The sequence below is a fragment of the Streptomyces sp. NPDC055013 genome (assembly GCF_053608645.1).
This window is the reverse complement of the sequence record NZ_JBSGVW010000001.1, coordinates 43,488-64,156: the sequence shown is the minus strand read 5'-3', so window position 1 is coordinate 64,156 and position 20,669 is coordinate 43,488. Positions and strand designations below refer to the sequence as shown.

Here is a 20,669-nt window from a genome sequence, read left to right as displayed (position 1 = left end):
GGCAATGACCTCCGGCCTGGACTACAACGGCCCGGTCAACGGCTCCAGCGAGGTGGCCTACATCCGGGCCGCGACCGACACGGTCCGGGAACTGGGCCTGGGTTCGGTCCACTGGCCCGGCCTGCGCAACGGCGACGCCTACTCCCTCACCACCCTCCAGGGCACGGGCACCCGCCTCAGCCTGAAGCTGAACAACCGGAGCGGCCTGGACCGCCTGCACTGGACCTGGCGGAAGTAGCCGGGGTGCGCCGCCCAGGCCGGCCGTAGCCGCCTCCGGCCCCGCCCACCGTCAGTGCCCGACCAGTTGGGCGGCCAGGCGGTGGGCCTGGGTGAGGAGCGTGCCGTACATCGCCAGGGTGTCGGGGTCGTCGGGGGCCGCGCCGAGCAGCCGTTGCCGTAGGTCGTCCAGGGCGCGGTTCAGGTCCTCGACCACCTCGCGGAGTTCCTGGTCGGCCTGTTGGTCCTGCCCGCCGGGGGCGAACCGGCTGCGGGTGTAGAGCCCGATGGCGCGGGAGCTGCTGTGCAGGAAGTCCGCATACGGCTTCGCGGCGTGCGGGCCCGGTCGCCAACCCTTGCGATCGTCACCGGAGGACTCCAGCACGGCCCGGGTGACGCCCGCGGTGTGGACGGCGACGTAGTCGATGACGGTGACCGCGTCGTCGTAGTCCTGGCCCGGCTGTGCGACGAGGCGGCTGCGGCGGCGGGGATTGACGCGCAGGCTCTCCCGGCTCCAGCCGACGGCCGCGTGTGCCTGGTCCACCAGGCGCCAGAGGCGCAGCGCACGCTCGTGCAGCGAACCGGCCGTGTGGGAGTCCCACTCGTCGGCGGCCAGCCGGTCGGCCACGCTTTCCAGGATCTCCTGCGCCTCGCCGGCCGCGTCCTCCAGCGCGGCACGGGTGCTGCGCAGATACACCGGAGGCCGGATCAGCGCGTTGACGGCGATACCGACGAACGCGCCGAAGACCGCCTCCGCGATCCGTGCCGCAGACGAGGTGATCGTGATCGGCCCACCTGTCAGGACGAAGAGGGCGCCCGTGGCCGCGTACACGCCCTGGCTGCCCAGGCGCCGCCAGTTCCCCAGCAGCACGACGGCCGGCAGCACCAGCGCCATGGCCGCCATCGGGGAGTCCAGGAGCAGGGCGACGCAGGTGGCCACCACCGTTCCCGTGGCGATGGCCGCCAGCTGCTGCAGCCCGTGCGCGATCGACCGGTACACCGTCGACTCCACCAGCACGATCGCCACCCACGGCGCGATGAACGCCATCGGCGCCTGCAGCCACCAGCCCGCCACCGCCCACGCCACACACGCCGCCAGCGCAGCCTTGGCCGCCTGCATCGCCAGATCCCGCTCGCGCCCCGGTTCCGCAAACGCCCGCCGAACCGTTTCCACCGCGGCCCTGACGCGGGGCCGTACGCCCAGCGCCCTTCCTCGCATCCCGTGCATGCAGGCCAAGTGCCCTCACCGACCGGGATGAATTCACGTACGCCCCGTTGCGCGGAGCCTCTGTCACATGGCGAGGCCCCTCGAGTGGTGGGAACCTGGAAGTGGTGCTGTGCGCCGCTCCGCGCTCTCGCGAGGAGGGATGGTCATGGCCAAGCGTCTGGTCGTCTGCTGTGACGGCACATGGAACTTCGCCGACCAACCGAGCAAGACCAACGTCGCCAAGGTCGCCCTGTCCGTGCTCCCGGGGTTCACCGCCGGGAAGGAGCAGCGTGTCCACTACCACAGCGGTGTGGGCACGCGACGGCGGGAACGATTGCGCGGCGGCGCGTTCGGCATGGGCCTGTCCCGGAACGTCGTCGACGCCTACCGGTTCCTCGTGGAGACGTACGAGCCCGACGACGAACTCTTCCTCTTCGGCTTCAGCCGGGGCGCGTTCACCGCTCGTAGCCTCGCGGGACTGGTGCGCAACGGCGGCATCCTTCGCCGGGAGCACGCCGACCGGATCCCGGAGGCCTGGGCCCTGTACCGGGACCGTATCGAGCAACCGAACGGCGCGGCAGCCACGTTGTTCCGCCGTTCGTACGCCCGCGAGTCGGAGATCCGTTTCATCGGGGTGTGGGACACGGTCGGCGCCCTCGGCATCCCCGTGCCCGGCGCCTCGTGGCTCCAGCCCGCCGCGCACCGGTTCAACCGCCGCTGGGCGTTCCACAACACCGAGTTGAGCAGTTGGGTCGGGGCAGCCTTCCACGCGCTGGCCATCGACGAGCGGCGTTCCGCGTTCCAGCCGGCGCTGTGGCACCAGCAGCCGGGCGCAGCCGAGCAGGGCCAGGAGCTCAAGCAGGTCTGGTTCTCCGGGGTGCACTGCGATGTCGGCGGCGGCTACAAGGAGACGGGGCTGTCGGACATCCCCCTGCTGTGGATGGTCGACCAAGCCCGCAGATACGGGCTGCAGTTCGACACCGACGCGCTCAGCGCCGCCGGGCCCAGGGTGATGAAGCCCGAGCAGAGCATCGACTTCCGGGTACGGCCGGACGCCGTGGGCGACCTGCACAACTCACGGACGGGAATGTACCGGCTGGCCAAGCCCTGGCATCGGCCGATCGGAGAAGCGGTCGACACCGAGGGCGTGCCCGACGGCAACGAGTTCCTGTCGGTGCCCGCCAAGGAACGCTACGACCGGGACACGAGCTACCGGCCCCCGCAGTTGGAGCGCCGCCTGACCGCCCAGGACCGCATCCGCCTGGAGCCCGTCCTCCTCCCGGACCTCGCCACGGGCCTCCCGCCCCTGCCGGCCGCGCCGTCCGGCCCGGGCACGACGGCCGATACGCCGGGCGGTCTCGACCGTTCCCCGTGACCTCGCGGCCGTCTCCCGCAACAACAGGTACGGCGTCGCCGACGCTGTGTCGGAGTACGCCGCCCTGGAGCGAGAGGAGTTGCCGGCCGCGGCCCGCGAGCGGCTTCTCCCTACTTCGGGTCGTCGTTGAACTTCGAGGTCGACCAGAAGTAGCCGAGCACCGCGAGGCCCAGGCACCAGGCCACGGCCAGCCATCCGTTGTGGCCGATCTCGCTGCCGAGCAGCAGTCCCCGCAGGGTTTCGATGGCCGGGGTGAAGGGCTGGTACTCGGCGACCGGCTGGAACCAGCCCGGCATCGCGGCGACCGGGACGAAGGTGCTGGAGATGAGCGGCAGGAAGATCAGCGGCAAGGCGTTGTTGCTCGCCGCTTCGGCGTTCGGGCTGATCAGGCCCATGCCGACCGCGATCCAGGTGAGTGCCGTGGCGAAGAGCACCAGCAGTGCGAACGCCGCGAGCCATTCCAGGACGGTGGCGTCGGTGGAGCGGAAGCCGACGGCGACGGCGACGGCGCCGACGAGGACCACGCTGATGATCGACTGCAGCACGCTCCCGATGACGTGTCCGATGATCACGGAGCCGCGGTGGATGGCCATCGTGCGGAAACGGGCGATGATGCCCTCGGTCATGTCGTTGGAGACGGACACCGCGGTGCCGATCGTGGTGCTGCCGATGGTCATCAGCACCAGGCCCGGAGTGAGATACGCGATGTATGCGGAGCGGTCGGCACCGCCGCTGATGCCGGCGCTCATCACATCACCGAAGATGTAGACGAAGAGCAGCAACATCATGATCGGGGTGAGCAGCAGGTTCAGGGTGAGGGAGGGGTAGCGCCTCGCGTGCAGGAGATTGCGGCGCAGCATGGTGGTGGAGTCGCGTACGGCGAGGGAGAGGGAGCTCATCGGACGTTCTCCTTGGACTGGTTCGGCTGGGTCGGCTGGTTGGGGATGGCGGTGCCGCTGGTCAGGGCGAAGAAGACGTCGTCGAGGTCGGGGGTGTGGACGGTGAGTTCGTCGGCTTCGATGCCGGCGGCGTCGAGCCAGTCGAGGATGGAGCGCAGCTCGCGCTGGCTGCCGTCGCTGGGGATCTGCAGGGCTAGGGCCTCGTCGTTCCGGGTGGCTTCCCGCAGTGCGGTGGCGGCGTGCTGGTAGGTGGCCGGGTCGGTGAAGCGGAGCCGGATGTGTCCGCCGGGGATGAGCCGCTTGAGCTCTTCGGCGGTGCCCTCGGCGGCGATCTTCCCGTTGTTGAGCACGGCGATACGGTCGGCGAGTTCGTCGGCCTCCTCCAGGTACTGCGTGGTGAGGAAGACGGTGACGCCGCCGGAGACGAGTTCGCGGATGATCTGCCACATGTTGTGCCGGGAGCGTGGGTCGAGGCCGGTGGTCGGCTCGTCGAGGAAGATGATCCGCGGGTTGCCGACCAGGGTCATGGCGATGTCCAGGCGCCGCTTCATGCCGCCGGAGTAGGTGGAGGCGGGCTTCTTCGCGGCCTCGGTGAGGTCGAAGCGTTCCAGCAACTCGGCGGCGACGTGCCGTCCTTCGCGTTTGGACAGGTGGTGCAGGTCCGCCATGAGGAGCATGTTCTCCTCGCCGGTGATCAGGCCGTCGACGGCGGAGAACTGCCCGGTGACGCCGATCGCGGCCCGTACGGCCTGCGGGTCGGCGGCGAGGTCGTGACCCGCGACCCGGGCCTGTCCGCCGTCGGCGGTGATGAGGGTGGACAGGATCTTCACGGCGGTGGTCTTGCCGGCCCCGTTCGGACCGAGCAGCGCGAACACGGACCCGACCGGGATCCGCAGGTCGATGCCGTCGAGGACGAGCTTGTCGCCGTAGGACTTGCGCAGACCGACGGTGGAGACGGCGGCGGCCGACGCCTGACCGTCGACGGTCCTGGACGTGGGCATGACAGATGAAGGCATGGGCCCTCCGTTTGAAGGCTGATGTGATGGCTGATGTGATGGCTGACGCGTAGCCTGCGGTCCGGCTGAACCGGGCTTCAGGCGGGGCCGGTCGGACGCGGCGCTCAGACCTTCGCGCGGCGGATGTCGATGTTCCCCCAGTTGGTCCGCGCGTGGACCCTGACCGTGTCCCCGGTCTGCTCCGGCGCCTCGGACTCGGCGAGCGCGTTGCGCACCTGCCCGCGGTTGGAGCTGACGTCGAGCCAGGCGGCGGAGCCCTCCCGGATTCCGATCTCGATGACGCCGTTGGAGGTCTCCAACTGGACGTCACCGCGGGCGACTTCGGCGACGCGGAGATAGCCGTTGGTCGCGGTGCCGGTGACCGATGCCTCGGCGCGTGCGACGTCGATGCCGCCGTTGGCGCCGCTCAGCCGCAGTTCGCCGGTCACGGCGCCGACGGTCGTGGTGCCGTGCGAGTTCTTCAGGACGGCAGGGCCGTCGACGGTACCGACGCGCACGTTGCCGGTGCTGCTGGTGATCTCGGCCATGCCCTCGACCCGGTCCACGGTGATCGAGCCGTGCGACGCGGTCAGCGTCACCGGGCCGGTCGTGTCAAGGCGGATGTCGCCGACCGAGGTCTTCACACGGACCTCGCCGAGCCGGCCCGCGCCGAGCACCTGGGCCCAGGCGCCGGTCATGTCGACGCGGGAACCCGCGGGCAGTTCGACGGTCACGTCGACCACGCCGGTGCGGCCCAGGCCGAACAGATTGGCCTTGGGAGTCCTGAGGGTCAGTACGCCGCTCACGTACGTGACCTCGGTGTGGTCCGCCGTCCGCACGTCCGGCTCCCTCTTCGGGTCGCGGGGCTGCACCTCCACGACGGTGTCGAGGCGGTCGCCGGCGACGAACTGGATGGAACCGGCCTCCACACGCGCGGTGACCGAGATCGCTTCGGGAGTTTCGAAAGAAGGCATGGCTGTCCCGTCCTCATGAGTCCTTGGGCCGTCCCCGCTGGTGGGACGTGGTGTGGGTGAAGTGGTTCGGGTTGGGCAGTGCGGGTGACGCAGTGCGAGCGAATCGGTGTGGACGGGGCGCGGTCAGCGCACCCAGCCCGTGAAGCTCTGCCCGACGGTCTTGGTCTTCTCCGGCGCACGCGGCCGGGTTCCGCCGTCGACCGCCGCCGACACGGCGCGCACCAGCCAAGCGTTGACCGAGAGACCTTCGCGACCGGCGGCCTCCTCGGCGCGGGCCTTGAGGTGGGCCGGCAGACGCAGGTTCACGCGAGCGGTGCCTCCCTCGTCGACGTCGGTCGATGTCGGCGCCGCGGCCTTGAACGGTTCGACGGGCGCGGCCGGTTCCGCGGGGGCGTCGCCGTAGGTGGGCGGCGGCGTCACCACGAAGTCGGGGTCGAGCCCGCGCAGCCGTACGTCGACCGAGCCGGGGGCGAGTTCGCGGGTGATCTCGTCCATCGCGGCGGAGAGCACGTTGAGCATGGTCAGCCGGGTCGCCGACTCCAGGGGAGCGGTGAGCCTCGCGGCCAGCTCCCGGGCTTCGTCGCCGCCGGCTTCGGCAGCCACCGCGAGTTCGCGGCGGAGGGTGTCGACATACGGGGTGAGGTCCATGCCGCCACGATGGCACCACTATGGCACCACGCGCAAGTCCACGAAGGGAACGAATGCGGACCGAGCCGATTCGCCGCCCGCGACCTGCGCAAACATGCGGGCATCCAGACCGGTCCGGCACGGCACCATCTGGCGTCGCGCCTGCCTGGCGCAATCACTGGCACCACATGCCCCACGAAAGCCCATGCTCCTAGGCGCAGCAGATGGATCGCGCACACCGTGACACCGCCGACGTCACCGACGGCGCCATAAATTGACTCCTCATGGCGCCATCAATGTGCCATCATGGCGCCACAGGGGGCACCTCTCGGCATCACAGCCGAGGGATGCGCGTTTCGCGACGTGAGTCAAAGGGGTCGGACCATGGAGACAGCACAGAGCCGGCAGCAAGCGGCGCCCAGCGCCTTCACCGCCTTCGCCCGCTTCGTGTTCTGCGGCGGCGGGGTGGGGCTCGCGTCCAGCTTCGCCGTGGCGGCCCTCGCCTCCTGGCTCCCCTGGGCCTTCGCCAACGCTCTGGTCACCGTGGTCTCCACGCTCCTGGCCACCGAACTGCACGCCCGCTTCACCTTCGGCGCGGGCGGGCGCGCGACCTGGCGTCAGCATGCGCAGTCGGCCGGGTCCGCGGCGGCCGCGTACGCGGTGACCTGTGTGGCGATGCTCGTGCTGCACCAGGTGGTGGCGGCCCCCGGTGCGGTGCTCGAGCAGGTCGTCTACCTGTCCGCCTCCGCACTCGCCGGCGCCGCACGGTTCGCGGTGCTCCGTCTCGTCGTCTTCGCGCGGAACCGTTCGCAGGCCGCAGCCACCGTCAGCACCACCCGCCCGGTGCCCGCGACCGTGGCTCGCTCCTCGGCCACGACCGACCCTGAGGTGCTCTGCTGCGCCGCCTGAACTGCCCGATACTGGGGGCGGTGGGCGAAGCCGGTTCGGCCATGCTGTGACCCGGATCACCGCAACATGGTCGGCGAAGCGGACAGGCAGGGGTGTGGAGATTTCACTGCGCGCCCGTGTGCGGGCCGGGGATCCGGATGCGTACAGACAACTCTTCGACGAGCACGCTCGGCCTCACCTTCGAGGACGCCCCCGAGGGTTCCACCTGGGTCTTCGACTCCTCCAGCCTCGTCTACCTCGGAACGACCAGGATCGCGCTCCTGGACATCGGCGTCGCCGACAAGACGGGCGAAGCACCGGTCGGCTCATCCTGAGTCAGCCGTAACAGGGCGTCCGCTCCGCCCGACGCCCTGGACGCCCAGCTCGCGTGCCCCGGCTGCGGGGGAGACCCGTGTCGCTGCGGTGCGCCCGCTATGTTCGACCCGGCATTCGGCATCAGACATGCGGGGCGGGCGTGCAGAGAACAGAACAACGGACCGAGGAGACCGGGACGGAGACGGCCACCGAGACGGACGACGAGAGTCCGATACGGGAACGGCTCCGGTCCGGGATGCTCCTGCTGGTCGGGGCAGTCCTCCTTCTCGACGTGGTGCTCTTCCTGAGCGGCGGGTGGTTGCAGACACCGGCCGTACAGGCATGGCGGACCGTATGTCTCGCCGTCACCGTGCAGGCGTTGCCGTTCCTGTTGCTGGGTACGGCCCTGTCCGGCGCCATCAGCGCGTTCGTACCGGCGCGGGTGTTCAGCCGGGTTATGCCGAAGCGGCCCGCGCTCGCCGTCCCGGTCGCCGGCGCCGCCGGAGTCGTCCTGCCCGGCTGCGAATGTGCGTCGGTACCGGTGGCGAACAGTCTGATCGGCCGGGGCGTCACCCCGGCCGCCGCCTTCGCGTTCCTGCTGTCGGCCCCCGCGGTCAACCCGGTGGTACTGACCGCCACGGCCATCGCCTTCCCCGGCAACCCCGCCATGGTGCTGGCCCGGCTGCTCGCCTCGCTCGCCACCGCCACCGTGATGGGCTGGCTGTGGCTCCGGTTCGGCCGCGAGGAATGGCTGCGGCCCGCCGTGCGGCACTCCGGGCACCGGCCGGGGCACAGCCGCTGGACCGAGTTCCGGCGCGGTTTCCAGCACGACTTCCTGCACGCGGGCGGCTTCCTGGTCCTCGGCGCCATGGCGGCGGCCACCTTCAACGTGGCGGTGCCGCGTTCGGTACTCGAGGCGTTCTCCGGTTCCGTCTGGCTGTCCGTGATCTTCCTGGCCGGGCTCGCCATCCTGCTCTCGGTGTGCTCCGAGGCCGACGCGTTCGTGGCGGCCTCCCTGACCGGCTTCTCGCCTCTCGCGCGCTTGGCGTTCATGGTGGTCGGGCCGATGGTCGACCTGAAGCTGATCGCCCTTCAGTCGGGCACATTCGGCCGGGCCTTCGCGGTCCGTTTCTCCGCCGCCACGACCGTCGTTGCGATCCTGTGCAGCGTGCTGATCGGAGAAGTGCTGCTGTGAGACCACTGTTCCAGGTGTCCCTGCTCTTCCTGAGCGGCCTCGGCGTGCTGCATGCCTCGCTCTTCACCGACGTGTACCTCAGGTACGTCAAGGAGGGAATGCGGCCGCTTCTGATCGCGTCGGGAGTCATCCTGCTCCTGCTGGCAGCGGCGGAGACGGTGTCGTACTGGCGGCGCGGCAGGGGCGACGGGGCCGGCGAAGCCGATGAAGATCACGACGGCGACGGGCACGGGCACAGCCACGCCTCCGTGCCGCGCGTTGCCTGGTTGCTGCTCCTCCCGGCCCTGAGCCTGCTCTTCTACGCCCCTCCGGCCCTCGGCGCTTACACCGCTTCCCGCGAACCCTCCAAGACGGTGGAGGAGCGGGACCACTTCGATCCGCTGCCCGCCACCTCCCCGGTCCCCCTGACCCTCACCGAGTTCACCAGCCGCGTGCGGCAGGACCGCGAGCGGGACATCGAGGGTCGCAGCGTCCTGTTGACCGGTTTCGTCACGCCCGGCGCGGAGGGCGACGGCTGGTACCTGACACGGCTCATTCTCAGCTGCTGCGCGGCAGACGCCCAGTCCGTCAAGGTGCGGATCCATGGGGCCCGGGACCTGCCCGCCGACACCTGGGTGTCCGTCACGGGAACCTGGCACAGCGGCGGGACCCTGGGCACGAACTCCGCACCGGTCGCGCTCGACGCCCGTACCGTGACAAGGATCGCCCGGCCGGTGACCGCGTACACGGATGCTCTTCCGCTGCCCACCACGAGGTGAACGGCACCGGGTTGTGCCGCCCCGCAGGTCAGCGAACCCTCCCCCGCGGCTTCAGCGCCACCGGCGGCAACTCAGGAGCAGGCAGCGGATCCCCGTCGTATCCCTTCACCTCACCGAACCGGGTACCGGTCATCCAGTCCGCGCGGGCCTGTACGATCTCCTCCTGGGTCCGTCCGATCCAGTTCCAGAACATGATCAGCTCCTCCTCGAACGGCTCGCCGCCGAGGAGCATCAGGCCGGCGTCCGACTCGGCGCGCAGCGGGAGTTCGGTGCGGCCGCAGCCGAGGTAGAGCATGGAGCCGGGGAGTACGGGCACGCCGTCCACGTGAGCCTCGCCGGACATGGACAGGACGGCGTACTCGAAGTCCGGCTCCAGCGGGAGGCGTACGTCCGCGCCGCGCGACAGGGTGAGGTCGGCGCCGACGATCGGGGTGTACGTCGTGCCGGGCGAGGTCGCACCGTCGAGGCCGCCGAGGATCAGCGTGGCCCGCAGACCCGGCGCCGTGACGACCGGCAGGTCGGCGTGGTGTTCGAAGTGCGGGTCGGTGTGGCGGTGGCCGTCCGGGAGGGCGACCCAGAGCTGGGCGCCGTGCAGGAGGCGGGCGTGCGACTTGGGACTCTCCTCGGAGTGGCTGATCGCCCGGCCGGAGGTCATCAGGCCCAGCTCGCGCGGGTGGATCGTCTGCAGGCTGCCCGTGGAGTCCCGGTGCAGCACCTCGCCCTCGTGCAGCCAGCTCACCGTCTGCAGACCCATGTGCGGGTGCGGCGGCACCTGCATGCCCGGCTCGTCGGCGATGTCGTCGGGACCGTAGTGATCGACGAAGCACCAGGCGCCGACCATGCGCCGGCCCAGGTTGGGCAGCAGGCGGCGGACTTCGGTGGATTCGCCGAGCTTGACGCGGCGAGGGCTGAGGAGTTCGCGTACCGGCTCTGCCACGACGAAACCGCGGCCGCCGCAGATGGCGGGCACCGACTCGCGATCAAGATTGCTCATGGCGCCCAAACTAGCCCTGTCCGGGCCATCACGTCAGTCCGTCACCCTGCGCTGTCCGGATGCCGTTGAGAAAATAGTAGCCATGGACATAGTAGCCATGTACCGTACTAACCATGAGCAAGGGTTCCGAGAAGGCCACGCCCGGTTTCCTGGTGTGGCGCCTGTCCACGAAGTGGCGGGTCGCGGTCGACCGGGCCGTGGCCCCGCTGGGGCTCACCCACGCGCAGTACGCACTGGTGGCCTCGCTGTACGGCATGCAGCGCCACGGGGAGCGCCCGAGCCAGCGGCGCCTGGCCGACCACACCGGGCTCGAGCCGCTGTACGTGTCCAAGCTGGCGCGCGCCCTGGAGAGCGCCGGCCTCCTCGAACGCACCCGGGACCCCCGCGACCCGCGCGCGGTGCAGCTGGCGCTGACCGAACAGGGCCGGGAGCGGACCCGGCAGGCGATCGAGGTCGTGCACGGGCTCCTGCAGAAGTTGCTGGCACCCCTCGGCGGCCTGGACAGCGCGCGGGCGCGGGAGTTCACCCGTGACCTCGCGGTCCTGCTCGACGCACCTCTTGACCCGCTCGCCCCAGACAGTGAGTCCGACAAGGAGCAGTCATGACCACCACCACTCCCCTGCTCAACCCCCGAGTCATAGCTCTGGCCCACTACGCGAGCCGCGCGCTTCTCGAGCGCGTCCTGGCCCGCCATGGCGCGACGTTCCAGCAGTCCGTCACCCTCCGGCTCGTCAACGTCGCCGACGGCCCGGTCGAGCGCGACCACCTCGCCGACGACGTCGTCGGTGCACTGAAGATCGACGCCACTGAGGCCCACTCCGTGGTCGACGAGCTGATCGCCGCCCAGCTGCTGGCCCCGCAGGAGCCGTCCCAGGTGCGGATCACGGACGCCGGACGGGAGTTGTACGAGCAGACCTCCGCCGAGACCGCCCCCATCTCCGCCCGGGTCTACGCCGACATCCCCACGGAGGACCTGGCCGCCGCCGGACGAGTGCTGACCCTCATCACCGAGCGCGCCGACGCCGAGCTCGCCGCCATGAGCCGGTAGTCCCCGCACCTGGCATGAAGTAGTGGAATATTGAACCACCGCGCTAGGTTGACGGCCTCGAAGGAGGTCACGAGTGGACACGACGTACTACGACCACGGAGCACCGGCCGAGCGCTGGGAGCGTGCGCGGATGTTCTTCGACGCCAAGGACTACGCGGCCGCGGCCCGCGTCCTGGGCAAGCTGGTCGAGGAGGTGCCGGAGCAGACCGGACCCCGGCTGCTGCTGGCACGCGCCTACTACCACTCGGCCCAACTGCGGCGCGCAGAGAGCGAGTTGCGGATCGTCGTCGAGCGCGATCCGGTCGAGCACTACGCCCGGCTGATGCTGGGCCGCACCCTGCAACGGCAGGGCCGGGACGAGGAGGCGGAGCCGCACCTGCGCCTCGCCTCGGCGCTCGCGGGTGACTTCGAGCAGCTCTGAGCAGGGTCGAGCAGCAGCTCCTGCCGGCATCGACACGAGGGGCCCGGTTCATCTCGGAACCGGGCCCCTCGTCTCGTCCGTCCGCTCTCGCGGCCGGTTTCCCGCCCGCCTAGTTCACTTCCGCGGGCTCCCGCTTCGCCCGCCGATGGGCCACCTCGCCGAGGACGACGTCCACGACGACGAACGCCGCCAGCGAGATGCCGAGCAGCGGCACGAAGTAGCCGACCACGGCGACGACCGCCACCAGCGGGACCAGGATCTGCGGAGGCACCTGCTGCCAGGCGCCGCGCGGGATCGGCCGGCCGAACGCCGAGCCGCGGCCGCGCTGCCACCACATGCGGTAGCCCCACACGATCAGCAGGATCAGCGAGAGCGCGAGCGCCATGAGGGCGATCTGGTTGACCAGACCGAACAGGACCCCGGTGTGCAGGTCGATGCCCCAGCGGGTCAGCTTGGCGAGCACCGGGTATTCGGCGAACCTCAGCACGTCGACGACCTCGCCGCCGGCCGGGTCGATGGCGACCGAGTCCTGCTTCGTCGGCCAGCTGCGCTGCACCTGTCGTACCACGTACGCGGACGAGTCGTCGGCGGGCGGCACGATCTCCACGGGATCGCTCAGGCCCTCGGCGCGGGCGGACGCCAGGACCTTGTCGAGGCCGACGCCGTGCTCGCCGCTGCCGCCCGTGCCGGCGGCGCCGCCGTGGCCCCCGTGTTCGCCGCCCGCCGTCGCCGAGATGGACGGCGTGGCCTGGCCGAGGGAGGTGCGCAGCTCGTCGATGTTGGCGCCGGCGTAGGCCGACCAGGTGAGGCCGGTCGCCGAGAGGAAGAAGAACCCGATCGCGGCCCAGACTCCGACGGTGCCGTGCAGGCCGAGCGTGCGGCGGCGCCCGCTGGTGCCCCGCACCTTGCGCAGGGCGCGGCGGCGGGAGAACCACAGCACCAGGCCGCCGGCCGCGATGACCCAGAGCCAGCTGGCGGCGAGCTCGCTGTAGTAGCGGCCGGTCTCACCGAGGTGCAGGTCGCGGTGGAACTCGTCGATCCAGGTGCGCAGGGGCAGCGCACCGGTCGAGCCGTACTGTTCGAGGGCGCCGCGCACCTCGGCGGTGTACGGGTCGACGAACACGGCCATCGTGTGCTCGGCGTCGACGCCCTTGACGCCGGACAGCATGACCCTGGTCGACTCGTCGTCGGCCGGGGAGGGCCGTATCGCCGAGACGGTGCCCTCGGGGTGAGCCTTGCGCGCGGCGGCGACCTGCTCGGATATCGGCAGCTTCGCGTCGCCGACCGGGACGTACATCTCGTGGGCGTACACGAGCTTCTCGGCCTGGAACGCTCCGGCGTACAGGAAGCCGGTGGCCGCGGCGACGAGCAGGAACGGTGCGACGAGCACTCCGGCGTAGAAGTGCAGACGCAGGATCAGCGGACGCAGCGGTGCCCATCTGCGGGGCGGCGACGCCGGGGCGTCGGGCTGCGTCGCCTCCTCCGTGGTGGCGGCGGGAGCGGTGGACATCGGCGGCTTCTCCGGGGGTTGGACGGGGAGTGGGGACGTTTCCTTCGGTGCTTGTGCGGTTCAGTAGTCGGACGAAGGGGCCGTCGGGTTCCAGGTGTATGAAGTGGCATGCGTCACAAGGGAGTCGGCGTGTGCCGCGGGTGCCGTGGCATGCTGGCGCGATGGCACTTCCGAACGAGCGCGCACCCTTGGCCGAGCAGGTCGAGCAACTCCTGGCCACCGAGGGACCGTTGCCCATCGTGGCGGCCGGCGACCCGGCGCTACGGCGTCCCACCGAGCGCTTCGACGGCCAGCTGGACCCGGGGCTGCTGTCCCGCTTCGTCGAGGCGCTGCGGGTCACCATGCACGCGGCGCCGGGTGTCGGAGTCGCCGCGCCGCAGGTCGGGGTGGGGCTGCGGATCGCGGTGATCGAGGACCCGGCGCCGGTGCCGGAGGACGTGCGGCTGGTGCGCGGGCGGGTGCCGCAGCCGTTCCGGGTGCTGGTGAACCCGTCGTACGAACCCGTCGGCGACGAGCGTGCCGCGTTCTTCGAGGGCTGTCTGAGCGTGCCGGGCTATCAGGCGGTGGTGGCCCGGCCGGCCGAGGTGCGGCTGACCGGCGAGGACGAGCACGGGCACGCGGTCGACGAGGTGTTCACGGGGTGGCCCGCCCGTATCGTGCAGCACGAGACGGACCACCTCGACGGCGTGCTCTACCTGGACCGGGCCGAGCTGCGCTCACTCTCCTCGAACCAGGCGATGGCCGAGCGCTGGGCCCAGCCCGCCCCGGTCGAGGCGGCGCGGGCCCTCGGCTTCGGACTGCCCCACTGAGTACGTCAGTTGTCCCGGTACGACTCCAGCAGCCGCAGCCACACCTCGCTGATCGTCGGATACGACGGAACCGCGTGCCACAGCCTGCTGATCGGCACCTGCCCGACGACCGCGATCGTCGCCGAGTGGATGAGCTCACCGACGCCGGGGCCGACGAACGTGACACCGAGCAGGATCTCGCGCTCCAGGTCGACGACCATGCGGGCGCGGCCCCGGTAGCCCTCGGCGTACACCGACGCCCCCGCGACCGAGGCGAGGTCGTAGTCGACGGCGCGGACGCGGTGACCGGCTTGTTCCGCTTCGGCCAGGGAGAGGCCCACGGAGCCGGCCTCGGGGTCGGTGAAGACGACCTGGGGGACGGCGGCGTGGTCGGCGGTGGCGGAGTGGGCGCCCCAGGGGTCGGATTCCAGGAGCGGGACGCCGGAGGCGCGGGCGGCGATGGCCGCGCCCGCGATGCGGGCCTGGTACTTGCCCTGATGGGTGAGGAGGGCACGGTGATTGATGTCGCCGACCGCGTAGAGCCACTCGCTGCCGGTGACGCGCAGGCTGTCGTCGACCTCCAGCCAGGAACCGGGCGTCAGGCCGACGGTGTCGAGGCCGAGGTCGTCGGTGCGCGGGGCACGCCCGGTCGCGAAGAGGATCTCGTCGGCCTCGATACGGCCGCCGCGGTCGGTGACGACCACGACCGTGCCGTCCTCACGGGTCGCCGACTCGACCGACGTGCCGGTGCGGACGTCGACGCCCGCCTCGGTGAGCGCCTCGGCGACCATCTCGCCGGCGAAGGGCTCCATGCGGTTGAGCAGGCCCTTGCCGCGCACGAGGAGCGTGACGCTTGAGCCGAGGGCCTGATAGGCGGTGGCCATCTCGGTGGCGACCACTCCCCCGCCGACCACGACCAGGCGGCCGGGTACGGACTGGGCGCTGGTGGCCTCGCGGCTGGTCCACGGCTTGACCTCGGCGAGTCCGGGCAGGTTCGGGAGCATGGCGCGGGTGCCGGTGCACAGGGCGACGGCGTGCCGGGCGGTCAGCACGTGGCGCGCGCCGTCGGGCCCGGTCACCTCGACCGTGCGGGGTCCGGTGAGGCGGCCGTGGCCGCGGTGGAAGTCAACGCCGATGCCGGCCAACCACTGCACCTGGCCGTCGTCGTTCCAGTTCGAGGTGAATTCGTTGCGCCGGGCGAGGACGGCGGCCGCGTCGAGGGGGCCCTGCACCGAGTCACTGAGGCCCGGCAGGCGACGGGCGTCCGCCTGGGCGATGACCGGGCGCAGCAGCGTCTTGCTGGGCATGCACGCCCAGAACGAGCACTCCCCGCCCACCAGCTCGCTCTCCACCACCGCGGTGGTCAGACCGGCCGCACGGGTGCGGTCGGCCACGTTCTCCCCCACCGGTCCGGCTCCGACCACCACGACGTCGTACACGTTGGAATCCGTTTCCGTCATGTGGTCAGTCTTACGGGTGGTGTGCGGAGTGGCCACACGGGTACGCGCGCGGAATACGCGGCCGTACGGTCATGTTGACGCCGACGGCACCGCCCCGACACCAGGAAGAGGGAAAACGCGATGAGCAGCACCGTGGAGCTCACCAAGGAGAACTTCGATGAGACGGTCACGGACAACGAGTTCGTCCTGATCGACTTCTGGGCGTCCTGGTGCGGGCCGTGTCGTCAGTTCGCCCCCGTTTACGAGAAGGCCGCCGAGGAGAACCCGGACCTTGTGTTCGGCAAGGTCGACACCGAGGCGCAGCCGGAGCTTGCCGCCGCCTTCGGTATCCAGTCGATCCCGACTCTGATGATCGTCCGTGACCGTGTCGCCGTGTTCGCGCAGCCGGGTGCCCTGCCCGAGGCCGCCCTGGCGGACGTCATCGGGCAGGCCCGCAAGCTCGACATGGACGAGGTCCACAAGGCCGTCGCCTCCCAGCAGGAGCAGGCCGGCCAGAACGGCCAGTGAGGCCCTGCTCCAGCCCGTGAGGCCCTGCTCTAGAAGGGGTACGCCGCCACGTCACCACGCACCGTCGTCCAGCGCACGTCGGTGAACGCGTCCAGGTTGGCCTCGCCGCCGAACCGGGCGCCGGTGCCGGAGGCGGCGATGCCGCCGAAGGGCGCGACGGCCTCGTCGTTCACGGTCTGGTCGTTGATGTGCACGATGCCGGTCGGGATGCGCTCGGCCAGGTCGAGGCCCCGGGCGGCGTCCCTGGTGACAATGCCCAGGGAGAGGCCGTAGGAGCTCGCCGCGGCGAGGGTGGCGGCCTCGTCGGCGGTGGTGAAGGGGCGCACCGGCGCGACGGGTCCGAAGACCTCCTCGGTGTACGCGGGGGTCGCGTCGTCGACGTCGGCGAGCACCGTCGGCCGGTAGAACAGCCGCTCGTGGCTGCCGCCCGCGGCGAGCTTGGCCCCCCGGGACGTGCTGGCCTCGACCAGACCGTGCACCTTCCCCAGCTGGCCCGAGTCGATGAGCGGGCCGAGGTGCACCTCGGCCCGGTGCGGGTCACCCACGGCGAGGGCGTCGGCCTTGGCCGCCAGGCGCTCGACGTACTCCTCGTACAACGACTGGTGGACCAGGTGGCGGCCGGTCGTCATGCAGATCTGGCCCTGGTGGAAGAAGGAACCCCAGGCGGCGGTGGAGATCACCGCGTCGAGGTCGGCGTCCTCCAGCACGATCAGGGCGGAGTTGCCGCCCAGCTCCAGGTGGACGCGCTTGAGATGGCGGCCGGCGGCCTCGCCGACAGCCCGGCCCGCGGCCGTGGATCCGGTGAAGGAGATGACGGGCACCCGCGGGTCGGCGACCAGCGCCTGGCCCACCTCCGCGGCGCCCGGCAGGATGTGCAGCAGCCCCTCGGGCAGACCGGCCTCCGCGAAGATCGCGGCAAGGGAGAGCCCGCCGCAGACCGCCGTGCGCGGGTCCGGCTTCAGCACGACCGCGTTGCCGAGCGCGAGGGCCGGGGCGACGGAGCGGATGGACAGGATCAGCGGGGCGTTGAACGGCGCGATCACGCCGACGACACCCGCGGGAACCCGGCGCGTGTACGACAGGCGGGGCGCCTCGCTGGGCAGGACGTGCCCGGCCGGGCGGGAGGCGAGTGCGGCGGCCTCGTAGCACTCCTGGGCGGCGACGTGCAGCTCGAAGTCGGCCTTGCCGGCTATCGACCCGGACTCGCGGACCAGCCATTCGCGCAGCTCGTCGGCGTGCGCGGCGAACAGGTCACCGGCCTTGCGCAGCACGCCGGCGCGCACGAAGTGCGGGACGCCGGCCCACTGGGCCTGCGCGGCGCGGGCGGCCTCGGCGGCCGTGGCGACGTCCTCGGCGGTGGCCGGGGTGACGGTGCCGAGCGTGTCGCCGGTGGCGGGCTCGGTGACGGTGTACTCGTCTCCCGACAGGGGGCGGGACTGCCAGGCCTTGGGGTCGAGCAACGGCATGTGCGACTCTCCGTTCGATCACCGGCGGGACTCACAGGGGGAGCGGAAGTCCCGAGTAGTTCGCCGCCAGTTCGGCGGCAGCGTGACGGGATGCGGTGATCCGGCGCAGACGTGCGAGCTGCATCCGGTGGTCGAAGGCATCCCCGTCTGGTTGAGCGTGCAACATCCTAGTCATGTCGTCGGAGAAACGGGTCGCCTGCCACACCCGTTGAAGACACAACTCGGAGTAGCTGTCGAGGAGTTGTGTGTTCCCCGTGCGGCGCAGGTCGACGAGGGCGCGGGCCAGCACCCGTACGTCCGACACGGCGAGGTTGAGCCCCTTGGCGCCCGTCGGCGGGACGATGTGGGCGGCGTCCCCGGCGAGCAGGAGCCGCCCGTGGCGCATCGGTTCGTGGACGTAACTGCGCATCGGGGTCACGGACTTGGCGGTGATGGGCCCGCGGTTCAGGGTCCAGTCGGCGTCGATCGCGAGGCGGGCGGCGAGTTCGTCCCAGATGCGGTCGTCGGGCCAGTCGTCGGGATCGGCGCCGACCGGGACCTGGAGGTAGAGCCGGGAGACGGACGAGGAGCGCATGCTGTGCAGCGCGAAACCGCGTTCGCCCCGCGCATAGATCAACTCGTCGCCGGACGGCGGCACTTCGGCCATGATGCCGAGCCAGGAGTACGGGTAGTCGTGCGCGAACGAGCTGCTGATCCCGGCCGGGAAGGCGCCCCGGGAGATGCCGTGGAAGCCGTCGCAGCCGGCGACCCAGTCGCAGGTCAGCAGTTGTTCGCGACCCTCGTGCAGAAACCGCACGACGGGCGTGTCGCTCTCCGGCTTCTCGACGGCGAGCGCCTCGGCCTCGAACAACAGCGGTGGCCCGTCGGCGAGTTGGAGCGCGACGAGGTCCTTCACGATCTCGGTCTGGGCGTAGATCGTCACCGTACGCCCGCCGGTGAGGGCCGGGAAGTCGAGGTGATGGCGTTCCCGGTCGAAGCGCAGCTCGATGCCCTGGTGCACCAGGCCCTCCGCGTCCAGCCGCTCGGCGGCGCCGGCCTCGTGCAGCGCGTGGACCGTGCCCTGCTCCAGCATTCCGGCCCGCTGGCGCTGCTCGACGTACTCGCGCGTCCTGCTCTCCAGGACCACGCAGTCGATTCCCGCCCGGTGCAGCAGGCGGGCGAGGAGGAGCCCGGCGGGGCCGCCGCCGATGATGCCGACCGTCGTGCGCATTCCACGCCTCCCTGGCTTCGACGGTACGACGGCCGGGCGCCGGCTGCCTCAGCTGGACTCGCGGTGCACCACCGTCGCTCCCAGCACCTTGTGCGTCTGGGGTGCGGCGCCGGGGTTGCGCACCGCGTGGTCGACCAGCTCCGCAAGGTCGCGGCCGGACGGCAGTTCGATGTGGACGGTGCTCAGCCTGGGCCGCAGCAGCCGTCCGAGCATCAGGTCGTCGGCGCCGATGACGGCCGTGTCGGCGGGGATGCGCACGCCCTCGTCCTGCAGGGCACGCATCAGCAGCATCGCGTACTCGTCGTTGTAGGCGAACACGGCATCGAGACCGCGGTCGCGCCAGCTACGGGCGAGCCGCGCGGCGGACTCCTCGTCGTAGGTGAGGGGCAGCTCGGTCACGGTGGCGTCCGTGCCGTGCAGGGCGCGGCGCACCCCTTCGAGACGCGGCGCGGAGAAGGACTCCAGGCCGTCCTCCTCGGGGACGACGACACCGACTCGGCGCCTGCCGCGGTCGTGGAGGTGGCGGCCCGCGCGGTATCCCACGGCCTCGTAGTCCATCAGCAGGGCGTGGGCGCCCTCGACGGACTCGGGGCCGAGCGAGACCACGGCCCGGGCACCGGAGCGCTTGAGCACCGTCACGCCCTTCGGGCCGAGGCCGGAGCCGGAGAACAGGACGGCGACGGGGCGCAGCTCGGCCCAGGCGCGGGCGGCCTCATCGCCGTGCAGGCCGGCGCTGCCGTGCTGCACGACGGTGTAGTCGAGGCGGCCGAGCGCCAGCTGGAGGTCGCTGAGGAACCGGCCGTACAGGGAGCCGACGGGGAAGCTCGGGGCGGGCATCAGGACCATCCGGCTATGCCCGGCGCGCAGGCTGCGGGCGGCAGCGTGCGGGACGTACCCGAGCTCCTTGGCGGCCTCGTGGACGCGGCGGCGGGTGGGTTCGCTGATCCGGACGGCGCTGGTGTTGTTGAGGACGTAGGAGACGGTCGCGCGCGAGACGCCGGCCAGGCGGGCCACGTCGGCGCTCGTGGGTACCGAGCGCTGTGCGGGCAGAGCGGGCGCGGGCGTTTTCGGTATCTGCACCATGACGTACCGCATCTTTGCAGAACCTGTACGTAGCGGTCGGGTCAGGGTCCCCGCCCGGTCACACCTCGGTGCGCGTCACGCGGGTGACCAGGTCGGACCAGCCGTTCTCCAGCCGCTCCATGGGCATGCCGCACTGCTTGGTCAGATGGTGGATGAGGCCGGGGTCCAAGTACGCCATGAGCGTCTGGGCGAGGAGATCGCAGTCGGCGTCCGGCACGATCTGCCGCAGCAGCATGGCGACATGGGTGTGCAGCGCGCGGTACGAGGGGTGGGCGAAGCGACGCGTCGGCTCCGGCTGCGCGGCCAGTTGCAGGTCCAGCTGCTCGGCCGCGCGGTACAGCACCGCGACACCGAAGGCCCGCAGCCGCTCCACCGGCGGCGCGCCCGGACCCAGCGGCGGCGGCCCGCCGATGAAGTCGGCCTGCAGCTTCCGCGCGGAGTGATCCAGCAGCGCCGTCAGCAGGCCGGTGCGGTCGCCGAAGCGGCGGAAGACCGTCCCCTTGCCCACGCCGGCCGCCGCGGCCACCGCCTCCATGGTGACTCCGGCCGCCCCGTGCTCCGCGATCAGCTCGGTGGCCGCCTCCAGCAGCCGGGCGCGGTTGCGTGCCGCGTCGGCGCGCAGGCAGGGCTCATCGGGGGCGGAGCCGACCTCCAGCAACTGGGGCTTGCCCTCGGGCTCCTGAGACTGCGGGAACGGCGGCAGTACGGCGGACATGAAGCCAGGGTAAAGCAT

The 20,669-nt window shown here is 71.3% G+C and carries 22 protein-coding genes and 1 pseudogene; 11 read left to right on the top strand and 12 right to left on the bottom strand.

The genetic code is table 11. The features are described from left to right. Positions 1-4: 4 nt before the first annotated feature. Positions 5-238, top strand: coding sequence for a hypothetical protein (locus ACWGDB_RS00360; protein WP_453820323.1), 234 nt, complete (start codon positions 5-7; stop codon positions 236-238). Positions 239-289: 51 nt separating this feature from the next. Here ACWGDB_RS00360 and ACWGDB_RS00355 read toward each other — a convergent pair whose 3' ends face one another. Next, positions 290-1,336 carry an FUSC family protein gene (locus ACWGDB_RS00355; RefSeq protein ID WP_453820322.1) on the bottom strand — a complete coding sequence of 349 codons (1,047 nt, stop codon included), beginning with the start codon at positions 1,334-1,336 and terminating at the stop codon, positions 290-292. A 253-nt stretch (positions 1,337-1,589) separates the two neighbouring features. On the opposite strand from ACWGDB_RS00355, the gene ACWGDB_RS00350 reads away from it, so the two are divergent. Next, positions 1,590-2,798 carry a DUF2235 domain-containing protein gene (locus ACWGDB_RS00350; protein ID WP_453820321.1) on the top strand — a complete coding sequence of 403 codons (1,209 nt, stop codon included), beginning with the start codon at positions 1,590-1,592 and terminating at the stop codon, positions 2,796-2,798. 110 nt (positions 2,799-2,908) lie between these two features. Here the strand turns inward: ACWGDB_RS00350 and ACWGDB_RS00345 are convergent, their stop codons facing one another. The 4 genes from ACWGDB_RS00345 to ACWGDB_RS00330 form a co-directional block, all read right to left on the bottom strand. After that, entirely contained in the window at positions 2,909-3,697 is a 789-nt protein-coding gene (locus tag ACWGDB_RS00345) for an ABC transporter permease (protein ID WP_453820320.1), read from the bottom strand. Continuing rightward, entirely contained in the window at positions 3,694-4,713 is a 1,020-nt protein-coding gene (locus ACWGDB_RS00340) for an ATP-binding cassette domain-containing protein (protein ID WP_453820319.1), read from the bottom strand. Before ACWGDB_RS00340 ends, ACWGDB_RS00345 begins: the two co-directional genes overlap by 4 nt. 104 nt (positions 4,714-4,817) lie before the next feature. Further along, on the bottom strand, positions 4,818-5,666 hold the full coding sequence (locus tag ACWGDB_RS00335) for a DUF4097 family beta strand repeat-containing protein (protein ID WP_453820318.1): 849 nt from the start codon (positions 5,664-5,666) through the stop codon (positions 4,818-4,820). A gap of 123 nt (positions 5,667-5,789) precedes the next feature. Further along, positions 5,790-6,314, bottom strand: coding sequence for a hypothetical protein (locus ACWGDB_RS00330; protein WP_453820317.1), 525 nt, complete (start codon positions 6,312-6,314; stop codon positions 5,790-5,792). 363 nt (positions 6,315-6,677) lie between these two features. Between ACWGDB_RS00330 and ACWGDB_RS00325 the strand changes: the two genes are divergently transcribed. The 4 genes from ACWGDB_RS00325 (at position 6,678) to ACWGDB_RS00310 (ending at position 9,449) form a co-directional block, all read left to right on the top strand. Beyond that, a complete protein-coding gene (locus tag ACWGDB_RS00325; RefSeq protein ID WP_453820316.1) occupies positions 6,678-7,202 on the top strand; it encodes a hypothetical protein in 525 nt (174 codons plus the stop codon). A 137-nt stretch (positions 7,203-7,339) separates the two neighbouring features. Beyond that, positions 7,340-7,516 carry a hypothetical protein gene (locus tag ACWGDB_RS00320; protein ID WP_453820315.1) on the top strand — a complete coding sequence of 59 codons (177 nt, stop codon included), beginning with the start codon at positions 7,340-7,342 and terminating at the stop codon, positions 7,514-7,516. Positions 7,517-7,752: 236 nt separating this feature from the next. Next, positions 7,753-8,691, top strand: a complete 939-nt coding sequence (locus ACWGDB_RS00315) for a permease (protein ID WP_453820728.1) — start codon at positions 7,753-7,755, stop codon at positions 8,689-8,691. Beyond that, complete coding sequence (locus tag ACWGDB_RS00310; protein WP_453820314.1) at positions 8,688-9,449, top strand: TIGR03943 family putative permease subunit; 762 nt, start codon at positions 8,688-8,690, stop codon at positions 9,447-9,449. Before ACWGDB_RS00315 ends, ACWGDB_RS00310 begins: the two co-directional genes overlap by 4 nt. Before the next feature lie 28 nt (positions 9,450-9,477). Here ACWGDB_RS00310 and ACWGDB_RS00305 read toward each other — a convergent pair whose 3' ends face one another. Continuing rightward, the gene (locus ACWGDB_RS00305; protein WP_453820313.1) at positions 9,478-10,443 is read right to left on the bottom strand and encodes a pirin family protein; all 966 of its coding nucleotides are present in this window, start codon (positions 10,441-10,443) and stop codon (positions 9,478-9,480) included. Positions 10,444-10,556: 113 nt separating this feature from the next. Here ACWGDB_RS00305 and ACWGDB_RS00300 point away from each other — a divergent pair, with 113 nt between their 5' ends. From ACWGDB_RS00300 to ACWGDB_RS00290, 3 genes are all read left to right on the top strand, one after another. After that, on the top strand, positions 10,557-11,048 hold the full coding sequence (locus tag ACWGDB_RS00300; protein ID WP_453820312.1) for a MarR family winged helix-turn-helix transcriptional regulator: 492 nt from the start codon (positions 10,557-10,559) through the stop codon (positions 11,046-11,048). Beyond that, positions 11,045-11,491 (top strand): MarR family transcriptional regulator, encoded by a 447-nt coding sequence (locus tag ACWGDB_RS00295; protein ID WP_453820311.1) that lies wholly within the window; start codon positions 11,045-11,047, stop codon positions 11,489-11,491. Before ACWGDB_RS00300 ends, ACWGDB_RS00295 begins: the two co-directional genes overlap by 4 nt. A gap of 73 nt (positions 11,492-11,564) precedes the next feature. Beyond that, the gene (locus ACWGDB_RS00290; protein WP_427845002.1) at positions 11,565-11,912 is read left to right on the top strand and encodes a tetratricopeptide repeat protein; all 348 of its coding nucleotides are present in this window, start codon (positions 11,565-11,567) and stop codon (positions 11,910-11,912) included. Between the two features lie 109 nt (positions 11,913-12,021). On the opposite strand, the gene ACWGDB_RS00285 is transcribed toward ACWGDB_RS00290, so the two are convergent. Then, positions 12,022-13,422: a PepSY-associated TM helix domain-containing protein gene (locus tag ACWGDB_RS00285; protein ID WP_453820310.1), complete on the bottom strand. Its 1,401-nt coding sequence runs from the start codon at positions 13,420-13,422 to the stop codon at positions 12,022-12,024. 161 nt (positions 13,423-13,583) lie between these two features. Here ACWGDB_RS00285 and ACWGDB_RS00280 point away from each other — a divergent pair, with 161 nt between their 5' ends. Then, complete coding sequence (locus ACWGDB_RS00280) at positions 13,584-14,231, top strand: peptide deformylase (protein WP_453820309.1); 648 nt, start codon at positions 13,584-13,586, stop codon at positions 14,229-14,231. Between the two features lie 5 nt (positions 14,232-14,236). Here ACWGDB_RS00280 and ACWGDB_RS00275 read toward each other — a convergent pair whose 3' ends face one another. After that, the gene (locus ACWGDB_RS00275; RefSeq protein ID WP_453820308.1) at positions 14,237-15,670 is read right to left on the bottom strand and encodes a dihydrolipoyl dehydrogenase family protein; all 1,434 of its coding nucleotides are present in this window, start codon (positions 15,668-15,670) and stop codon (positions 14,237-14,239) included. Between the two features lie 114 nt (positions 15,671-15,784). On the opposite strand from ACWGDB_RS00275, the pseudogene trxA reads away from it, so the two are divergent. Next, positions 15,785-16,177 (top strand): annotated as a pseudogene (trxA, locus tag ACWGDB_RS00270) (thioredoxin); the annotation flags it as partial. A gap of 29 nt (positions 16,178-16,206) precedes the next feature. Here trxA and ACWGDB_RS00265 read toward each other — a convergent pair. Genes ACWGDB_RS00265 through ACWGDB_RS00250 form a run of 4 tightly spaced genes read right to left on the bottom strand, consistent with a single transcriptional unit; the run spans position 16,207 to position 20,669 of the window. Next, positions 16,207-17,643 carry a benzaldehyde dehydrogenase gene (locus ACWGDB_RS00265; protein WP_453820307.1) on the bottom strand — a complete coding sequence of 479 codons (1,437 nt, stop codon included), beginning with the start codon at positions 17,641-17,643 and terminating at the stop codon, positions 16,207-16,209. Between the two features lie 31 nt (positions 17,644-17,674). Beyond that, positions 17,675-18,853: a 4-hydroxybenzoate 3-monooxygenase gene (locus ACWGDB_RS00260; RefSeq protein ID WP_453820306.1), complete on the bottom strand. Its 1,179-nt coding sequence runs from the start codon at positions 18,851-18,853 to the stop codon at positions 17,675-17,677. A 48-nt stretch (positions 18,854-18,901) separates the two neighbouring features. Then, the gene (locus ACWGDB_RS00255) at positions 18,902-19,936 is read right to left on the bottom strand and encodes a LacI family DNA-binding transcriptional regulator (RefSeq protein ID WP_453820305.1); all 1,035 of its coding nucleotides are present in this window, start codon (positions 19,934-19,936) and stop codon (positions 18,902-18,904) included. A gap of 58 nt (positions 19,937-19,994) precedes the next feature. Next, on the bottom strand, positions 19,995-20,669 hold the full coding sequence (locus ACWGDB_RS00250; protein WP_383612792.1) for a TetR/AcrR family transcriptional regulator: 675 nt from the start codon (positions 20,667-20,669) through the stop codon (positions 19,995-19,997).